An 18,133-nucleotide genomic window follows, 5' to 3' on the forward strand; every position below is an offset into this window, starting at 1 on the left:
CCTGCTCCCACCCACTGGCAGCGCCTGCCGCTCCGCTTCCTTAGCCCATCAGCCGGCAGCTACTGGTTTTTCCTGTTCCAGGAGCCTATGCAAGTCGTGGTCGTGTACTTCGCGCTGGCGGTCGGCAAGCCGTAAGAAGCTGGCGTAGGCCGTATTAAGTGCCGGGCGCTCCAGGTGGTAGCCCAGCTTCTGGAGGCGGTAGGCGAGGGCCGCGCGGCCCGAGCGCGCCGTGAGCACAATGCTGGAATCGACCACGCCAACCTCTTTGGGGTCAATTATCTCGTAGGTTTCGCGGCACTTAATCACCCCATCCTGGTGGATGCCGCTGCTGTGCGCAAAGGCATTGGCCCCACAATGGCCTTGTTGGCCTGCACGGGCATGCTCATGAGGTGCGCAACCAGGGCCGAGGTTTCGGCCAGCAGCTTGGTTTGCACGCCGGTAGTGAGGTTGAGGTAAGGATGCTGGCGCAGAATCATCACCACTTCTTCGAGCGCCGTGTTGCCGGCGCGCTCGCCCACGCCGTTGATGGTGCACTCAATCTGGCGTGCGCCGTTGCTAACCCCCGCGATGGAGTTGGCCGTGGCCAGGCCGAGGTCGTTGTGGCAGTGCGTTGATAATATAGCCTTTTCTATACCTTTTACGTTTTCGTAGAGGTACTTTATTTTGGCGCCGTACTCCTGCGGCAGGCAGTAGCCGGTGGTGTCCGGGATGTTGAGTACCGTTGCCCCGGCCGCGATGGCGGCCTCGCACACCCGCGCCAGAAACTCATTGTCGGTGCGGCCGGCATCTTCGGCGTAAAACTCCACGTCTTCCACAAAGCTTTTAGCGAGCTTAACGGCGGCCACGGCGCGGGCCAGCACGTCGGCCTGCGTAGTACGCAGCTTTTGCTTGATGTGCAGCTCCGACGTGCCGATGCCGGTATGAATGCGCGGCCGGCGCGCCGAGCGCAATGCCTCGGCCGCCACCCGAATGTCGTTCTCCACGGCGCGGGTGAGGCCGCACACGGTAGCTTCCCTGGTTTGGGCCGCAATGGCGGCCACGGCGGCAAAGTCGCCGGGGCTCGATACCGGGAAGCCGGCCTCAATCACATCGACGCCCAGCGCCTCCAGCTGCCGGGCAATAACCAGCTTCTCCTGCTGGTTTAGCTTGCAGCCGGGCACCTGCTCGCCGTCGCGCAGCGTGGTGTCAAAAATCTGGATGTGGTGCGTTGCCATAGAGGTAGCAAGCCTGCCTAAGCGAGACTATCACTGTAATTGCACTGCAAGTACCAGGCTGCTGCCGGGCCGCGAAAACAAGTTTTGTTGTTTTTTATGATTTCCAAGCCGATTCTTTTTTTAGATAAAAATCTGTAAAATAGCTTGTTAACTAAAATTATTTTACAATGCCTACTAAGAGTAGCGACCCCGTTTTTCAGCTGGTAAAATCGCTGACGCAGTCGGAAAAGCGGTATTTTCGGCTGTTTACCAATCGGCAGGGCTCCACGGATGGCCTGAAATTCCTTCAGCTGTTCGATGCCTTCGATGCCCAGGAGCAGCCCGACGAGGAGCGCGTGCTGACCCAGGTGCCGGCCCTGAAGCGGGCGCAGCTGGCCAACCTCAAGGCCAACCTGTACAAGCAGCTGCTGGGCAGCCTGCGCATCTACCACGCGGGCCAGAATATTGATATTCAGCTGCACGAGCAGCTCGACTACGCCCGCGTGCTCTACAACAAGGGCTTTTACCAGCAAAGCCTGCGCATGCTGGCCAGGGTAAAATTGGCGGCCCAACAGGCCGAAATGCCCCACGTAGCCTTGCTGGCCATTGACTTTGAGAAGCTTATCGAGTCGCAGTACATCACGCGCAGCTTGCAGGGCCGGGCCGAGTCGCTGGCGGCCGAGGCCACGGCCACCGCCGCCCACCTCAGCCAGCAGCACGCGCTGTCCAATGCTTCGCTACGGCTCTACGGGCTGTATCTGCAAGCCGGCCACGCCCGCAACCAGGCCGACCACGAGCGGTTTACGGCCTATTTTCGGGCGCATCTGCCGGCGCAGCTTGGGCGGGCCAGCGGGTTTTGGGAGAAGCTGTACTTTTACCAGGCACACGTCTGGTATCATACTATCAACCAGGACTTTCGTTCCTGCTACCGCTACGCCCAGAAGTGGGTCGATTTGTTTGAGCAGGCGCCGCATCTGAAAGAGAGCCAGACCATGCTCTACATCAAAGGCCTGCACAATGTGTTGGCTTCACTCTTCAATATGCTGTACTACAGCCGCTTTATGGAGGTGCTGCAAACCCTGGAAGACTTTGCCGCCAACCAGACGCGCCGCGCCACGCCCAATACCGAGATTCTGCTCTTCCAGTACATCTGGACCAACCGGCTCAATGCCTGCTTTATGGAGGCGCGCTTTACGGAGGGCGTCGAGATTATTCCCGAACTACTGGAGCAGCTGGGCCAGTACAAGGCGCAGCTCGACCTGCACCGAACATTGGTTTTTTACTATAAAATAGCTTGTCTATACTTTGGCAGCGGCAACTACCGGCAGGCTATCAAGTACCTGAACCGTATTATCGACCACAAAGACCTGAGCCTGCGTGAAGACTTGCAGTGCTTTGCCCGCATCCTCAACCTGGTGGCGCACTTCGAAGCCGGCCAGGATGCCGAGCTGGAATACCAGGTGCGCTCGGTGTACCACTTCTTGGCCAAGATGGACGACCAGCAGCCCATGCAGGTGGAGGTGTTCCGGTTTCTGCGGCGCGTGGGCCGCGCGGCCCCCAGCCAGCTGCGCGACGAGTTTGTTCGCCTGAAAGCCAGGCTCGAAGAGATTGCCGCCCAACCTTTCGACCGCCGGCCTTTTCTCTATTTCGACATCATTTCCTGGCTCGAAAGCAAGATTTCGGGCCGTACCGTGCAGGAGGTGATGCAGCAGAAATTCCTGACCTTGAAATGAGTGCCCGGCCTTTGCAGTCTGCCTCCGAGCTGTTCCTGAAGCGCCGCACAAAGTTTGCAGTACCCTAAACGTTGTAAGTTGCGTTTGTGCCTAGTATGCTTTCTTCAGTTGCCATTTGCCGGGCTCGGCGCTGCGGCGCTTTGCTGGTGCTGGCCTTGCTCTCGCTCACTACCGCCTGCGGGCAAACCCCGCCGCCGGCGGTCCCGCCGGCCGTAGTCGTTGATTCGGCCACCGGCAAAGCCGACATGCCGTGGCTGCGCCAGCTGCTCGACAGCAGCGCCACGCTGCGCCGCCAGCAGGTGGGGGTTTCTTTGGCCGATGCCGCTACTGGCGCGCCGCTGTTTGGCTACAACGAGGCCAAATACTTTACGCCGGCCAGCACCATGAAGCTGCTGACCCTGTACGCCGGCCTTACGCTGCTGCCCGATTCGCTGCCCAGCCTGCGCTACTTTTCGCGGGGCGATACGCTGTTTTTTCAGGGCACCGGCGACCCTACTTTTCTGCACGGCGACGTGCCTTCGCGGCGGGCCTACGCTTTTCTGGCAAGCCGACCCGAGAAGATACTAGCGTACTGCGATATTGCCTGCGTGCCGGCTTATGGCCCCAGCTGGGCCTGGGACGATTTCAACTACTACTTCCAGCCCGAGCGCACGGCCTTTCCGGTTTTTGGCAACACGGTGCGCTTTTATGCCGCTGCTCCTGTGGTGCAGCGGGCGCATGCGGGCGCGGCGGTGAAGGTGTTACCGCAGCGGGTGCGGGTGCTGCCCCGCGCCTTTGCCCCGCTGACCGGGCCGGCGGGCGAGGGCTTTCGCCTCTCGCCCGACCAGGACGACGAGATGCACGTTTTTCGGGCGCCACTCGAAAACCATTTTACCTACGTGCCCGGCAGCAAGCGCTGGGTGGATGAGGTGCCGTACCGCACCAGCCGCACCCTGCTGCTGCGCCTGCTGGGCGACACGCTGCGCAGGGCCATTGTGGGCACGGCGTGGCGCCCGCACCCGAGCCGCGACAGCATCCGCACGCTGCGCGGGCTGCGCGCCGACTCGCTCTACCGCCGCATGCTGCGCGTGAGCGACAACTTCCTGGCCGAGCAGCTTTTGCTTATGACCAGCACGCAGGTGGGCTACCGCGACTCGTTGAGCGGGCAGCGTACCATTCGATATATTCTAAAAAATCAATTAAAGACGTTGCCCGACCGGCCCGACTGGGTCGATGGCTCGGGTCTGTCGCGGCTCAACCTGCTTACGCCGCGCACGCTTACGGCGGTGCTGTGCCGCCTGCACCAGCAGCTACCCGAGCCGCGCCTGCTGAGCCTGCTGGCGGCGGGCGGCGGCCCCGGCACGCTGCGCCGCCGCTATTTTGAGCCTGGCCCGCCGAAGGTGACGTGGTTTTGGGGCAAAACCGGCACGCTCACCCACACCTGCAACCTGGCCGGCTACGTACGCTGCAAAAGCGGCCGGCTGGTGGCCGTTACGTTCTTCAACAACAGTATTCCGGGCGACGACCAGGCCACGCGCAACGCTATGCAGCGCCTGCTGGGCGAAGTACGGGCGCGGCTGTGAGCTGCCGCTAGGCCACCCGCCGAAGTGCTTCGGCCGGCGACAGCACGGGTAGCTGGCTGGCAGAAAAGCCTTTGGGGTCGCGGGTTATGATGGCTTCCGGCCCGGATTCAGCTGCGGCACTCGCCGCGTAATACTGGAGTGCGTCTTCAAAATCAATAAAAGCGGACTGAAGCGCATCCTGTACGTTGCGCGAATCAACGGCGACAATGGTCACGAGGGCCGCCAATTCTAGCAACAGACTACGAGCAGGAACTGAGCCGATGATTTTACGTAGGATATAGTGTATTTGGCTAAATGACAGGCTACTACAATAAAGCCGCACTTTCCGGTCTTCGGCTAGCTGGAATAAATCGGCTGCTTGTACAGCAAACGGTTCGCGGCGCGTTAAAAAATCCAGCACCACATTAGTGTCCAGAAAAAAGCGCGTCATATACCGTAACGCTCGCGAAGGGCATCAGTCAGCGCATCTTTGTAATCGAAATTAGCCGGTACTGAGACTGAGCCGAACAAGCGCTGAATGCGGGGCGATAAGGGCTGACCAGGAGTTGCTGGTGGCCGCACCGCGGCTTGCAGCAGCTCGGCCACCAGCGCGTCGAGTGGCTGGCCGTGCTGCCGGGCATAGGCTTCGGCGTCGCTGAGCAGCGACTCATCGAGGGTAATGACGACCTGAGACATGGGGTAGGCAGACTGGTTGGACAAACTAAGATACGTACCTCGGCCCAGCCCGGTGCGGTGCCGGCCGGAGTACGGGCGCGGCTACAGCGTGAGCACGCGGGTGCTTTCTTCCCCAAACTGGCTGATGACGCGCACCGCTACGCGCCGGCCGGGCCGCAGCTCGATGGGATGCGAGCGGAAGCCGTAGAGTCGTTCCCAGGCGTCTTCGTCCAACTCGATGCGTAGGGTTTGCTCGGCTTGCTTTTTGGCCGAGGCGCTGGCCTGACCATCGAGCCGGGCACGCCATTTTTTGAACTCGTTCTTTTCGCCGCCGCAGAAGAAAACCTGGCGCACCAGGAAATTGGCGCCGTCGTAATCGTCGTCGAGCATCCAGTAGGCGATGTCTTCGACCGAGCGGGCGGCCAGGCGGTTGTTGATGGGGTCCCAGATGTCGAGGCCCTGTACTTCAACGGTGGCGGTGCCGGTGGCGGCGTCGCGCAGCAGCGCAATCTCGGGCTCGCCGATGGTGACGAACGAGGCGGCTTTCTTGTCTTTCTTCAGCAGGCCTTCCTGCAATAAGTCCTCGCCGATGCGCGCCCGCGTGACCTGAAACGTGCCGGCATTGGTGGTTTGCTCACGGTTTTCGATGGCATCGTCGAAGGCGAAGCCCAGCACCACCAGCCAATCGGCGTCGCCGAGCTGGCGGCACTCCCTCACGGCCTCGTTGACCTGGGTTTTACTCACGGTGCCGAAGCGCGGGCCGAGCAGGAAATAGGCTTTGCGTTCGCGGCCCCCGGCATCGCGCCAGTAGCCTTCGGCGGGCAGGGCGGGCGAGGTGCGCCGCTCCACGCGCAGGAAAACGGCCTGCTCGTTCCGGGCCCCGTTGCGCACGCCCGAGGCCGTGAGGCCGGCAAACACCCGGCCCTCAAACTGGGCCTGGCTTTCCAGCTCTTCCGCGGGCGCTTCCAGCTCCTCGGGCGACACCGGGTTCAGGCTTTGCAGGGTTTCGACGGTGAAGGGGCCGGCCACGCGCAGGCGCTTTTTGTCTTCCTCGGGCTGGTCGTAGAGCTTTTCGCTGGCCGGCGGCTCGTCGTTGGCCAGGCTCTTGAGCGTGATGTGCGGCACCTCCTTGTAGCGAAAGCCCTGCCGGATGTCCTGCCCCGCCTCGTCGTAGAGCCGGTAGTAGGGGAAGGCGGCCGTCATTAATCGTGTTTTTGCTATATTTAACGCAATCCGCGAGGTGTCGATGGTTATCCAGCGCCGGCCCCACTGCTCGGCCACGTAGGCCGTGGTACCGCTGCCGCAGGTCGGGTCCAGCACGAGGTCGCCGGGGTCGGTGCACATGAGCATGCAGCGCTGGATGACTTTTAGCGAGGTTTCGACTATGTACTTTTTGTCAGAGGCGAAGCCAGCGATACTTGTGTCATTCCAAACGTTAGATATTGGAAATACAGGAAAGTCTTCAAAAAAACGACGATAATATAAGTTGTCGCCAACTGCTTCTAAACGGTGCTTGGCAGCGAGATTACGTAAGCCTTTTTCATCAGTTTTAAAAGTTCCTTTCCCTGGCTTGAATGCTTTGCCCCATAAATTAAATTCACGCAAGTCAGAACCAGAAGCTCCCCGCTGACTGGTCAAATTGTCTATTCTGTAAATTCTAGCTCCGATAGGCAGACGGCCAGTATCATACTTTTCATCAGGAGTCAAACTGCGTTTCGAGCCGTCTGCAAGTTCAACTTTACCATAAGCGGTTCCACCCTCTCCGCCTACTATCTTAAATTGGTAAAGCTGCCGATACTTAAGTTGACTTTTATTCTTGGCATACCAAAGTATATAATCCGAAATGCTTTCAAGTAATTGCTCACCGGTTCCCGAAGTCGTTTTATAGACAATTTGGCTCACAAAATTCCCGCTCCCAAAAATCTCATCCATCAGGTTCCGCACCAGATGCACGTTCTCATCCGATATCTGCACGAAGCAAGACCCCGATTCCGTCAATAACTCCCTAGCCACCAAAAGCCGGTCGCGCAGGTAGCTGAGGTAGGAGTGGATGCCCAGCTCCCAGGTATCGCGGAAGGCTTTGATTTGCTCGGGCTCGGAGGAAAGGTGCTCGTCCTTGCCGTCGGTCACGGTGCGGTTGTTGAGCTTGATTTGCCAGTTGGAGCCATATTTGATGCCGTAGGGCGGGTCGAGGTACACCATCTGCACCTTTTTGTCGAGGCCTTCGCGCTCCAGCAGCGAGGTCATTACCGAGAGCGAGTCGCCGAGGATGAGGCGGTTTTCCCAGGCCGCGTGGTGCTGGTAGTAGCTCAGGGGCTTGTCGAGCTCGTCTACGGTCTGGTAGTCGTGCCCAAACAGGCCGAGCTGGTCGTTGGCCTGGGCCAGGCGCTCGCGGTAGAGCCGCGCCATCAGCTCCTGCGGGCGCACGTGCTCGTGGCGGTAGAGCGAGCGAATATCGAGCTTGAGGTAGTCGGGCCGGTCGTCGCCCTCGTGGTCGTATTTGCCCAGCCACTTCAGCTCGGGGTCCTGCCCGCGGTGGATAATGGGGTTTTTGTCGAGCTCCCGCAAGGGGTGGCCCTGCACTTTGGGGTTCAGCTGCTCGGCGCCGGCCTCGGTTTCGGACGGAATGTAGCTGCGCTTATCCTGGTGCGTGTAGGCGGTGGGGTCGGCGGGGAAGGAGCCCGGCGGGGTAGTAGATTTTTTGGACATGAATAAGGAAAATGTCCGTCATGCTGAGCCTGCCGAAGCATCTCCACTGCTTCGTTGGATTACTAACCCCAGCGGCGAAGTAGAGATGCTTCGACAAGCTCAGCATGACGTGCTATAAAATTTTGAGTCATCAAGCCATCGACTACAGGCTTTGAATCTTCTCGACCAGGTGGTTGCGGGTGTAGCGGATATCCTCGCTGATTTCGATGAATGCCCAGGGCTCGTCGGGCGGCAGGCCCAGGGCGGCGAGGTCGCCGTTCACGGCGGGCAGCCAGTACTTTTCGGTGTAGTGCTTTTTGGCCTGCTTATCGCGGTTCATGCCCGTTACCTCGATAATGAGGTTGACCGTCTGACCGCTCTGGGTGCGCACGCGGGCGATAAAATCGGGCAGGTAGTTGGCGTCCTTACCCTCTTTCAGGTAAGGGATTTTGAAGTCCAGAAAGGCGTTTTTGACGTAGCTCAGCACCTGGGGCAGGTCTTCGAGCACCTTAGCGCAAATCTGCTCCCAGCTTTCGGTATCGGCCACCACGTAGTTGACGGGGCTTTTGGTGGTGGCAAACACCGGGCGGGTGGTTTGGCCGTGCACGAAGCGGGTACTGCCGCGCGGGTTGTAGTAATTGGGCACCGGCCTGATGCGGCGCTCCGCCTCGGGCAGGCCTACCGTAATGGCCTGGTTGATGTGGCTGGCCACGGCCTTGCTGTCCCAGTATTTCACCAGCCGCTTAAAGGCCGGGTCGGTCTGATGCACCAGCGTCAGGCACTGCTCGTACCACTGGGCTACAATGCGGCGCACGGGCCCGAAATATTCCATCTGAGGCGTGCCATCTACGTCGGAAAAATGATGGCGCAGCACCTCACTCGTGACGTAGTACACGGCTTCGTTGTCGCGCATGTGCTCGTGGGCTTCGAGCCGCATGCTTTCCGTACTGCCCGAAAACGCCGAGGCCAGCTCCGTGTGCGTGGGTATTTTGGAAAAGTCCAGCTCGAACCTGCCCACGGCCGCAAAGTCGGGCACCAGCGCGCCGGTACCCCGCTCCTCGCGGTAGCCCGTCAGGTTGGGGAAAACAATTTCCAGGTGCTCGCGCTCGGGCAAAGCCCGGATAGGCGTTACCTCGTCGCCCTCGGGGCCGGCCCCGCCGCCACCCTTGCCCCGCCGAAACGCTTTGAAGGGAATGCCGATGATGCGGGCGTATTCGGGCGGAAACTTGTACTCGGCTATGCGTGCCTTATCAGCCTTGGTAGTGCCTACGACAACTTCGCCCTGCTTATCGTAGGCTTGCAGCTCGTAGTAGCGCCGGCGCAGCGCCCGGCCCGCCACCTGCTCGCACAAAAGCTGCGAGCCAAAGGCTCGCAGGCCCACGATGTGCGTTACGGTATTGGCATCCCAGCCCTCGGTGAGCATCGATACCGACACCACGCAGCGGACGTGCGCGCCCAGCTTGCCGGGGCGGCCTACCGTATTTACTACCTCGCGCAGCAGCTCGGCCTCGGTCAGCTCGTCGGCCGGGCGCTCGGGATACAGGCGGCGGTACTCCTGCCGGAACTGCGCGATTTCTTCCTTAAATACCCGGCGAAACGCCTCGTCTACCTGCCCGCTGTTTTCCAGCGCGTCGGAGTCGATGAGCAGCGTCGGTGGCCGGTGCCTGGGCGAGCCATCGGGCAGGTAATTGGAGAAGATGGCGTGGTGGCCCTGCGCGACTACCCGCCCGTGCTTCGGGTCCGCAAACTCGTAGCCGGCAATGTGCTTGTACACTTCCTTCGAGACGCCGGTATTGTTGCATACCACAATCAAAACGGGCGGCGTACTCAGCAGCTCGGGCCGGCGCTCGCCGCGCTCGCGTACACCCTGGTCGTATTCCTCGTAGTGCGCCACCAGCTGGTCGAGGGCCGTGACGAGCAGCTGCGGTAAATCGGGTTTTTTCTCTATATAGCCGGCGCCTTTTTCTTTGCGCTCGGTGGCCTTGCCCATCTTCGGCAGGCTGTCCTTCACGTTTTCGTAGAGGTTGCGCAGCACCGGCATGTCGAGCTGCTGGGTATCGTCTTTTTCGGGCAGGTAGGGAATTTTTACCAGCCCGCTCTCAATGGCTTCGACTAGTCCGAAGTCCGTCACTATCCACGGAAAAAGGGTGTAGGGCTTGCAGCCCGAGCCCTGCAGATAGTAAGGCGTCGCCGACAAGTCATACACGGCCGCGAGCTGGTAGCGCTGCCCCAGTTCGCGCAAGCCACTGAACCACACGGCCGCGCGGGCATTTTCGTCAGCCCCGGCTTCGTCGCCGTCGGTGGCTTTTTTCCGCTTACCGGGGGCGGCCTGCGGCAGGTAGCAGTGGTGCGCCTCATCGTTGAGCACCAGCAGGCGGCTGCCGGGCCGGAACCCACTCAGGAGCCGTTTGAAAACCTGGTTGTAATTCTCGTACTCGTCCTGCTTTTTGCCATCGGCTCCAATCTTACCATCAAATACGCCGCGCTTGTTGCCTTGCAGGGTGCGCGGCTCAAACTGGTGGTAGTTGCAGATAGCCAGCCGGGCGTTCAGCCCTTCGAGCATATCCTCATAGGGCGGCGGCACCAGCTTGCGCTGGTGGTAGTAGTCCTGGGCATAGTTGCGGTCGGAAGTGGTATCGGCGCGCAGCACCCCCAGCCGGTCGCGGATGGTGATGCCGGGCGCTACCAGCAGGAAATTATCGGCGAAGCGCACATCCTGGCGATACTGCTGGCGGTTGAAATAGTGGTAGAGCACGAGGGCGGCCATCACCACGGTTTTGCCGCTGCCGGTAGCCATCTTGAAGGCGATGCGCGGCAGGTGGTCGGCCGGGTGGGCCGATACGCTCTGCTGCCCTTCGCGCAGCTGGTTGAGAATGTGGCTGCCCGCGTTGGAGCGACCAGCTACCTCATTGAGCCAGATGGCCGTTTCCACGGCTTCGCGCTGGGCAAAAAACAGCTTTTTCACCGGCGACTCGTCCTGGTCGGGAAACCAGTAGGCCAGCAGCTCACGCGTTACGCGGGTGGCATCGGGGTAGCCGGCGGCCCGCCACAGCCCTACCTCCCGGCGCACCAGGTTGATGAGGTGCGTGCCGTAGGAGGCTGCCAGCTCGTTGAACTCAAACGCTTCTTTCTGGCCCTGGTGCTTGCCGGGCATCACCTGCACTTCGGGGACAAACAAGCGTCGGCCTGGCGCAATAGTGCCGTAGTCCAGGTTGCCTTGCAGGTCGGTGGCGTAATGCTTGTCGGGCGCTAGGTAAGGATTGTTGAGGATGGGATTGTCCGGCAGGCGGACGGGGTTCGGGTCGGGGTGGCCGTCCATGCAGAATATGTGAGACGTATTTGATACAAATATGTCTCACATATCGGCTATATGCTTCAAAATGGAGAAATAACGGGTAGCAGGTAGCGTAGGGCAGCGCCCCAACTTTGGCCTCCTCTAGTCGACCCGATATGGCCAAGCAACACCGCGGGGAAATTGTGCACGAGGTCGTCCTCAAAAGCGGCGTGAAAGTTTCCCGGCTTTACGGCGCGCTGGGCATTAGTCGCCCCACCCTCTACCGCCGCTTCGACGACCCTAATCTGGAGTTTGACTTTATCCGGCGGGTTGGCGAAGTCATCTACCACAACTTTGCCGAAGAATTCAGGGAGCTGGCGCCAACCGCCGCCGAGCCCGTAGAGATTTATCAGATTACCACCCTGGAAGAGTGCAAGGACCGCCTCCTGCGGGTGCACGAGCAGTTCATGGAAAAGGTGCGGCAGTATGACGAGCTGAAAGCCCGCTACGACGCCCTGCTCAGCGAGCGAAACGGCCAGTAGCTCCTTCTTTGTAAATCCCGCTGCCTATGAATTTCTACGTTGGCGTAACCGACAAGGCGTGGTTTGATTACCTGCGGCAGGAACCCCGCGAGGATGTCAATTTCTGGAAGCCGCTGGGTGGTGCCAACTTCGGGGCGGTACCGGCTGGTGCGCCTTTTCTGCTTAAGCTGCGTAAGCCGGAGCATAGCATTGTGGGCGTGGGCTTTTTTACAGTGCAGACCAAGGCATCCGTGTCATTCGCCTGGGAAACCTTTGGCAACCGGAACGGCTACGGCGAACTGCTGGATTTCCGAGCCGCCATAAATAAATACCGGGTAGCGCACCACAAGCCCGCCGAGCTGAATCCTGAAATCAGCTGTCTGGTTCTGACTGCCCCTGTCTTTTTCCGTAAGCCCGACTGGATACCCGCGCCCGCTGACTGGGGCGACCCCATCGTGACCGGTAAAGTGTACAACACGGCTACCCCCATCGGGGCCAGGCTGTGGGCTAATGTGAGCGCCACCCTGCTGCGCTACCAAAACGACGCATTTACCCAAGAGCTGGCTACCGATTCTCTGTTGCTGGAATCGCCCGCCATCTACCGGGAGGCGCTGACTAAGGTGCGAATCGGGCAGGGCGCCTTCAAGGCGCTGGTAACGCAGGCCTACGATAAGCAGTGCGCTATCTCGGGCGAGAAGACGTTGCCGGTGCTCGAAGCGGCCCATATTCAGCCCTATTCCCAGGCCGGACCCAACCAGCTCGGCAATGGCCTGCTGCTGCGCTCCGACCTGCACAAGCTGTTCGACCGCCATTACCTGACTATCGATGCCACCGACCGCGTAGTGCGGGTGAGCAGCCGTATCCGGGAAGAGTTTCAGAATGGCAAAGAGTACTACCGCTTCGACGGTCAGCCCTTACGCATGCTCCCCAAAAGTATTCTCGACCAGCCCGCCAAGCAATACCTGGAGCACCATAATCAACTATTTATGCCGTAAAGATTGGGGCATAAGAAGGCCGGCGCGGTAGCCGGCCTTCTTATTTATTACCCCACCAGCGGCCCCCGCATCTCGGGTGCTTGCCGCAGCTTGGTTGCCTGCTCGTAGGCGTAGCCCAGGCCCAGCAACAGGCCCTCGGACCAAGCTGGCCCCACGAAGGAGAGCCCCACCGGCAGGTGCTGGGCCTGGCCCATCGGCACGGTAAGGTGCGGGTAGCCCGCCATCGCGGCCGGCGACGAAAAGTCGAGGCCCGACGAGTAGTCGCCATTCACCAAATCGATGCAGCCGGCCGGGCCGGTGGTGATGCCGATGATGGCAGCCAGCTGATTGTCGTGCATAATTTTGTCCAGGATTTTGCGGGTGCCGCCCTGCGAGCGGGCCAGCGCCGCCTGGTACTTGGCGCTGCCCAGCCCTTCGGTTTTTTCGGCTGCCTCCAGGGTTTCCTGCTGGAAAAAGGGCATGGCTTTAGCCGCGTTGGCCTTGTCAAAGGCAATGACGTCGGCCAGGGTTTTTACGCCCGCATTGGTACCCGCCAGGTACTTATTTACGCCATCTTTAAATTCGTAGAGCAGCACCTGAAACTCGGCGTCGCCCAGGGCCGCGACCGGCTTGGCTACGTTTATTTCCACAATGGTAGCTCCCTGAGCTTTCAGCACCGCCAGGGCTTTTTGCAGCAGGGCCACGGCGTCGGAAGTACCGGTGAGGTGACTTTTCTCGACCCCCAGGCGCTTGCCTTTCAGAGCATTGGTATCCAGAAACCTGGTATAGTCGGGCGCGGCGTGGGCGGCGCTGCCGCGAGTAGCGGCATCGGCCGGGTCTTCGCCGGTGAGCGCCGCCAGCAGCAGGGCCGCGTCGCGCACGGTGCGGGCCATGGGGCCGGCCGTATCCTGGGTGGCGGAAATCGGAATGATGCCCGTGCGGCTGAGTAGCCCTACCGTGGGCTTGAGGCCTACCAGGCCATTCACCGAGGAAGGTGACACTACTGAGCCGTCGGTTTCGGTGCCGATGGCCACCGCGCACAGGCTGGCCGCCGCCGCCGAGCCCGAGCCGGCGCTGGAGCCGCTGGGCGTGCGGTCCAGAATATAGGGATTTTTAGTTTGTCCGCCCCGGCTGCTCCAGCCGCTGGTGGCGCGCGTCGAGCGGAAGTTGGCCCACTCGCTCAGATTGGTTTTGCCGAGTACTACGGCCCCGGCCGCTCGCAGCTGTTTGACGATAAAGGCGTCCTGCTTGGCGCGGTGCCCGGCCAGGGCCAATGAGCCGGCGGTGGTCTGCATCTGGTCGCCGGTATCAATATTGTCTTTTATCAATATTGGGATGCCGTGCAGGGGGCCGCGTACCTTGCCGGCCTTGCGCTCCGCGTCGAGCGCATCGGCAATTTTCAACGCCTCCGGGTTGGTTTCGATAACGGCGCGCAACGTCGGACCTTTCGCGTTTACCGCTTCGATGCGCTGCAAATACAGCTCGCACAGCGCCCGCGCCGAGTGCCGGCCGGCCTGCATGTGCTGCTGCAAATCAGCCACCGTGGCTTCGAGCAGCGGAAACGCATCGGGGCCGGCTGCCGGGCTGGCGGCAGTCGGGTCGGTGGGCGGCTGGGCGGTGGGCGCGCTATTCGAAGTGCATTGCGCCAGCGAAAGGGTAGTGAGAGCGGCGCCGGCCAGCGAGCCGTTGAGTAGAAAAAGGCGGCGATTCATGAGGCTAAGAGGTTAAGCCGACAAGATAGCGTCCCTTGTCACTAGACAACGGCATGTTAAACTTACGGGAGTTGGACCGTCCGTAGAACTACAAAACAACTTCATTAATACAACACCCGGAACTTGATGGTGTGCTCTACCGCGCGCAGCGCCTGAATCACGTCCTGGTCGTACTCGCGGTTGATATCGGTGATTACGTAGCCAATTAACTCGTTGGTTTTCAGGTACTGACCAAGGATGTTGACGTGGTGCGCGGCCAGCACGTTGTTGATACTGGCCAGCACGCCCGGCACGTTGGCGTGAATGTGGATGAGCCGGTGGCCGGGCTGGGTGGGCAGCTGAATATTGGGGAAATTGACGCTCTGCTGGGTGTTGCCGGTGTTCACGTACTCCATGATGCGCTCGGGCACAAACTCGGCGATGTTGCGCTGGGCCTCGGCCGTGCTGCCGCCAATGTGGGGCGTGAGCAGCACGTTGGGCAGCCCGCGCAGCTCGCTCTCAAACGCTTCGCTATTGGTTTTGGGCTCGTGCGGGAACACGTCGATGGCGGCGCCGCCGAGGTGGCCGCTGCGCAGGGCCGCGGCCAGGGCCGGCACGTCCACCACGTGGCCGCGGGCGTTGTTAATAAAGAGCGCGCCGGGTTTCATCAGCGCAAACTCCTTCTCGCCGAAAAAATCCTGGTTTTCGGGCCGGCCGTCGATGTGCAGCGTTACCACGTCGGCCTGGGGCAGCAGCTCGTCCAGGCTCCGGGCCTTCACGGCGTTGCCCAGCTGAAGCTTTTCGGCCATGTCGTAATAAATTACCTTCAGGCCCACAGCCTCGGCTACCACCGAGAGCTGCGCCCCGATATTGCCGTAGCCAATGATGCCCAGGGTTTTGCCCCGAATCTCGAATGAGCCGCTGGCCGACTTATCCCACTCGCCCCGGTGCATCTTGGGGTTTTTTTCCGGAATGCGGCGGGCCAGCACAATCAGCTCAGCCAGCGTCAGCTCGACCACCGAGCGGGTGTTGGAGAAGGGCGCGTTAAACACCGCGACGCCTTTTTTCATGGCCTCGGGCAAGTCAATCTGGTTGGTGCCAATGCAGAACGCTCCAACGGCAATGAGGCGGTTGGCCGCGGCTAGCACCCGGGCAGTCACCTGCGTTTTGGACCGGATGCCCAGGATGCTCACACCCTCGATGCGGGCAATCAGCTCGTCCTCGTCGAGGGCGCCCTTCAGCTGCTCTACCTGGTAGCCTTCCTGCCGAAACAGCTCGGCGGCGCGGGCATCGGGGTTTTCGAGTAAAAGAACCTTTATTCGGTTCTTGGGATAGCTCAGGGTCATGGGTAATTTCAGCTGGTAGAGAAACTCGTCAAACGTGGGCAGCACCTCGTCGGCGTGGGCTACCACGCTGGGGCGGCTCACGTTTTCGGTGTAGGCGTAGAAGCGGTGGGCCAGGCCCGCTTCGCGAATCTGGTAGTCGGTGTAGCCATCGCCGAGCACGTACACCGGCCCGTCGAGGTCGAGCAGCACGAGCTGGCGAATCTTACCGCCGTCGCGGCTCAGCACGTTGGCCGGGTCGCAGCCGGTGATGTTGCCTTCCGCATCAAACGTAAACGTGTTGGCCAGCACGTGGCTGGGGTCGATACCAAACTCGGCCACTACGGGCTCAATAAACTCGCGGAAGCCGCTGCTCACCACGTAGATGTGGTCGGCGTGCTGCCGGAAGAAGTCCCCGTTGCGCCGAATGCTCGCGCTCACCTTCGTTTGCAGGTGCGCCACCAGCGGCGCCAGGTGCCGCCGGTGCGCCCCCAGCAGCGCCAGCCGCTGGCTCAACGATTCCTGAAAGCCGATTTCACCAGCCATGCCGCGGTCGGTGAGCGCCTTAATTTGGCCCACGCGCTCGGCTTGGTCGGGCTGGCCGGCCAGGGCAATGTCGGCCAGCTCATCGAGGCCTTCGACCTGCGTGAAGGTGGAGTCGAAGTCGAAAACGAGGTAGGGGAGGAGCGGGGCAGCGTCGGGCATGGGCGCAAAGATGGTGGTGCCATCGCTGCTATAACCTATAAAATGTGCATTATCCTTTTGAAAAAGCGTAGCGCTGGCCTTCTTCGGGGGAAGCAATGCTGGTGGTGAAGCTAACAGCTAGCACCTCTACATAGCTGTTATGGCCTTGCACGATATAATGGTGATACACTTTGCCATCCCAGTTCTTCCAAGCAGGATAGGTGTAAGACCGTTGTCGGGTGGCTGTCGCCAGCCACGCAGAATCAATTACTTCAAGCAAAAAGGAGTGAAAGGAATGCTCGGCTATGCTGTAAGGCAGGAACTCAGTTTTTACCATATGTGTCGCCCAGCAATTTAAAAAACTAATTTTTCCTAGTTCATCCGAAGGTTCGGCTTTACCCTCACTCAGAAGGGTAAAAAAAACATCACAATCAGTCGGTGTTACCACTAGAGCCAGAGAGCTTTGCGGGTCTTGCCAAAAAGGTAGCTTAATAGCAGTGGCGGGTGAGGTCGTCATTGTGAGAACATGAAAAATAGAGTGTCGCGTCTCGGTGTCAGGTATTTTCTTCACTGGCGCGAGTTTAGGCATAGCGTAACTCGTGCCTTATTTTCGGGGGAGGCTGAGCCTCTCGTAGAACGAGCTAAGTGGACGACCCTGGCGGCGCGGTTATGCCTTGCCGCTGACGCGGCAGTGGAGGTGCAACCTCAACAATGAAGAAAGGCACGAGTTACGGCTTCGCCTAAACTCGCGCCAGTATAGAATCCACGCTAGCCAATCTGGTAAAATGCGCCGACGGCGGGCTTACCGCGACTTTGCCTCGCGCCAGCTGAACTCGGGCTCGTAGCCCAGCACTTTCCGGGCCTTCTCAATTGAGAGCAGCGTTTCGTGCTCGCCCAGCTTTTTCCTCACTGGTACATTGGGCAAGTAGTTTTTCATCAACTCGGTTGAGGATTTCGACATCACCGTATCGGCGTTGGCGATGATAAAGGGGTGCATGCCGGTGGCCTCCCACTCAAGGGCCTTGCGGATGGCCTGAGAGCCGTCGCGGGCGTCGATGTAGGCCCACATGTTCCACTTGCGCTCCTCGGGGTCGTGGTCGTAGGCCGGGAATTTGGCGTAGTCCTGCGGCTCCATCACGTTGCTGAAGCGCAGGCCGACGAGCTTCATGGCGGGCGTTTGCAGCACAAACTGGCGGGCCATGTCCTCCATCAGCACCTTGGCCAGGGCGTAGGCGCTTTTGGCGCGCAGCGGGTAGTCCTCATCCACGGGCGCGTAGGGCTCGCCGCCCTCAAAAGGCTCGCCCAGTGTGGTTTCGCTGCTGGCCCAGATGACGTTGTGGATGCCCAGCCGGCGGGCGGCCTCAAACACGTTGTAGGTGCCCATGATGTTGTTTTGAAACAGATGGGAATCGGGGTACTGGCGCGGCGTCGGGAAAGCCGCCAGGTGCACGATGGCATCGAAGGCATTGGTGCCCACGCCGGCGTGTATTTCATGGCCCACCGAAGAAAACGCGTCGAGCGTCTGGCCGAAATCAGACAAGTCGGCGATGATGCCTGGTATGCCTTTCTCGGGCGCCACGGTATCAATTACGAACACGTCGTAGCCGTGGGCCAGCAGGTCCTGCACGCATACTTTGCCGAGTTTGCCGGTGCCGCCGGTCACGGCCACACGCTTTTTGCCGGCGGGCTTTTGGGGAGATTTCATAAAAGTGGAAAAGGAAGGGTAGAACCAGCGCCGCTGGAATGGGCACTGGTCGAAAGCCTAGTACGGCCAGCCGGGCCGGGGCGCTGCGAATTGCCGTAAAAACCCCGCTTTTCGGCGCCGCCGGGCTCGAAA

Annotated in this window: 12 protein-coding genes and 1 pseudogene; 4 read left to right on the forward strand and 9 right to left on the reverse strand. The window is 60.4% G+C overall.

All coding sequences use genetic code 11. The features are described from left to right. Nucleotides 1–48: 48 nt before the first annotated feature. Nucleotides 49–1,214 (reverse strand): annotated as a pseudogene (locus F6X24_RS06545) (2-isopropylmalate synthase). Nucleotides 1,215–1,381: 167 nt separating this feature from the next. Between F6X24_RS06545 and F6X24_RS06550 the strand changes: the two are divergent. Continuing rightward, nucleotides 1,382–2,926: a hypothetical protein gene (locus tag F6X24_RS06550; RefSeq protein ID WP_151087242.1), complete on the forward strand. Its 1,545-nt coding sequence runs from the start codon at nucleotides 1,382–1,384 to the stop codon at nucleotides 2,924–2,926. Between the two features lie 95 nt (nucleotides 2,927–3,021). Then, the gene (locus F6X24_RS06555; protein WP_151087243.1) at nucleotides 3,022–4,488 is read left to right on the forward strand and encodes a D-alanyl-D-alanine carboxypeptidase; all 1,467 of its coding nucleotides are present in this window, start codon (nucleotides 3,022–3,024) and stop codon (nucleotides 4,486–4,488) included. A 7-nt stretch (nucleotides 4,489–4,495) separates the two neighbouring features. Here F6X24_RS06555 and F6X24_RS06560 read toward each other — a convergent pair whose 3' ends face one another. From F6X24_RS06560 to F6X24_RS06575, 4 genes are all read right to left on the reverse strand, one after another. Continuing rightward, nucleotides 4,496–4,918 carry a type II toxin-antitoxin system VapC family toxin gene (locus F6X24_RS06560; RefSeq protein ID WP_151087244.1) on the reverse strand — a complete coding sequence of 141 codons (423 nt, stop codon included), beginning with the start codon at nucleotides 4,916–4,918 and terminating at the stop codon, nucleotides 4,496–4,498. Beyond that, nucleotides 4,915–5,187: a DUF6364 family protein gene (locus F6X24_RS06565; protein WP_151087245.1), complete on the reverse strand. Its 273-nt coding sequence runs from the start codon at nucleotides 5,185–5,187 to the stop codon at nucleotides 4,915–4,917. The genes F6X24_RS06560 and F6X24_RS06565 overlap by 4 nt, the downstream gene beginning before the upstream one ends. A 57-nt stretch (nucleotides 5,188–5,244) precedes the next feature. Beyond that, entirely contained in the window at nucleotides 5,245–7,851 is a 2,607-nt protein-coding gene (locus F6X24_RS06570; RefSeq protein WP_151087246.1) for a site-specific DNA-methyltransferase, read from the reverse strand. Nucleotides 7,852–7,993: 142 nt separating this feature from the next. Then, nucleotides 7,994–11,149, reverse strand: a complete 3,156-nt coding sequence (locus F6X24_RS06575; RefSeq protein WP_151087247.1) for a BPTD_3080 family restriction endonuclease — start codon at nucleotides 11,147–11,149, stop codon at nucleotides 7,994–7,996. A gap of 131 nt (nucleotides 11,150–11,280) precedes the next feature. Between F6X24_RS06575 and F6X24_RS06580 the strand changes: the two genes are divergently transcribed. After that, complete coding sequence (locus F6X24_RS06580; protein ID WP_151087248.1) at nucleotides 11,281–11,646, forward strand: hypothetical protein; 366 nt, start codon at nucleotides 11,281–11,283, stop codon at nucleotides 11,644–11,646. Between the two features lie 26 nt (nucleotides 11,647–11,672). Beyond that, nucleotides 11,673–12,620 carry an HNH endonuclease gene (locus F6X24_RS06585; RefSeq protein ID WP_151087249.1) on the forward strand — a complete coding sequence of 316 codons (948 nt, stop codon included), beginning with the start codon at nucleotides 11,673–11,675 and terminating at the stop codon, nucleotides 12,618–12,620. Between the two features lie 47 nt (nucleotides 12,621–12,667). Here the strand turns inward: F6X24_RS06585 and F6X24_RS06590 are convergent, their stop codons facing one another. The 4 genes from F6X24_RS06590 to F6X24_RS06605 all read right to left on the reverse strand — a co-directional run bounded on the left by F6X24_RS06590 (nucleotide 12,668) and on the right by F6X24_RS06605 (nucleotide 18,001). Beyond that, nucleotides 12,668–14,311, reverse strand: a complete 1,644-nt coding sequence (locus F6X24_RS06590) for an amidase (protein WP_151087250.1) — start codon at nucleotides 14,309–14,311, stop codon at nucleotides 12,668–12,670. Between the two features lie 104 nt (nucleotides 14,312–14,415). Continuing rightward, nucleotides 14,416–16,317, reverse strand: coding sequence for a phosphoglycerate dehydrogenase (gene serA, locus F6X24_RS06595; RefSeq protein WP_151087251.1), 1,902 nt, complete (start codon nucleotides 16,315–16,317; stop codon nucleotides 14,416–14,418). A 49-nt stretch (nucleotides 16,318–16,366) separates the two neighbouring features. Beyond that, nucleotides 16,367–16,813, reverse strand: coding sequence for a hypothetical protein (locus F6X24_RS06600; protein ID WP_151087252.1), 447 nt, complete (start codon nucleotides 16,811–16,813; stop codon nucleotides 16,367–16,369). Between the two features lie 285 nt (nucleotides 16,814–17,098). Further along, nucleotides 17,099–18,001: an NAD-dependent epimerase/dehydratase family protein gene (locus F6X24_RS06605; protein ID WP_151087253.1), complete on the reverse strand. Its 903-nt coding sequence runs from the start codon at nucleotides 17,999–18,001 to the stop codon at nucleotides 17,099–17,101. Nucleotides 18,002–18,133: the final 132 nt, after the last annotated feature.

This window comes from Hymenobacter baengnokdamensis (assembly GCF_008728635.1).
Lineage (GTDB): Bacteria > Bacteroidota > Bacteroidia > Cytophagales > Hymenobacteraceae > Hymenobacter > Hymenobacter baengnokdamensis.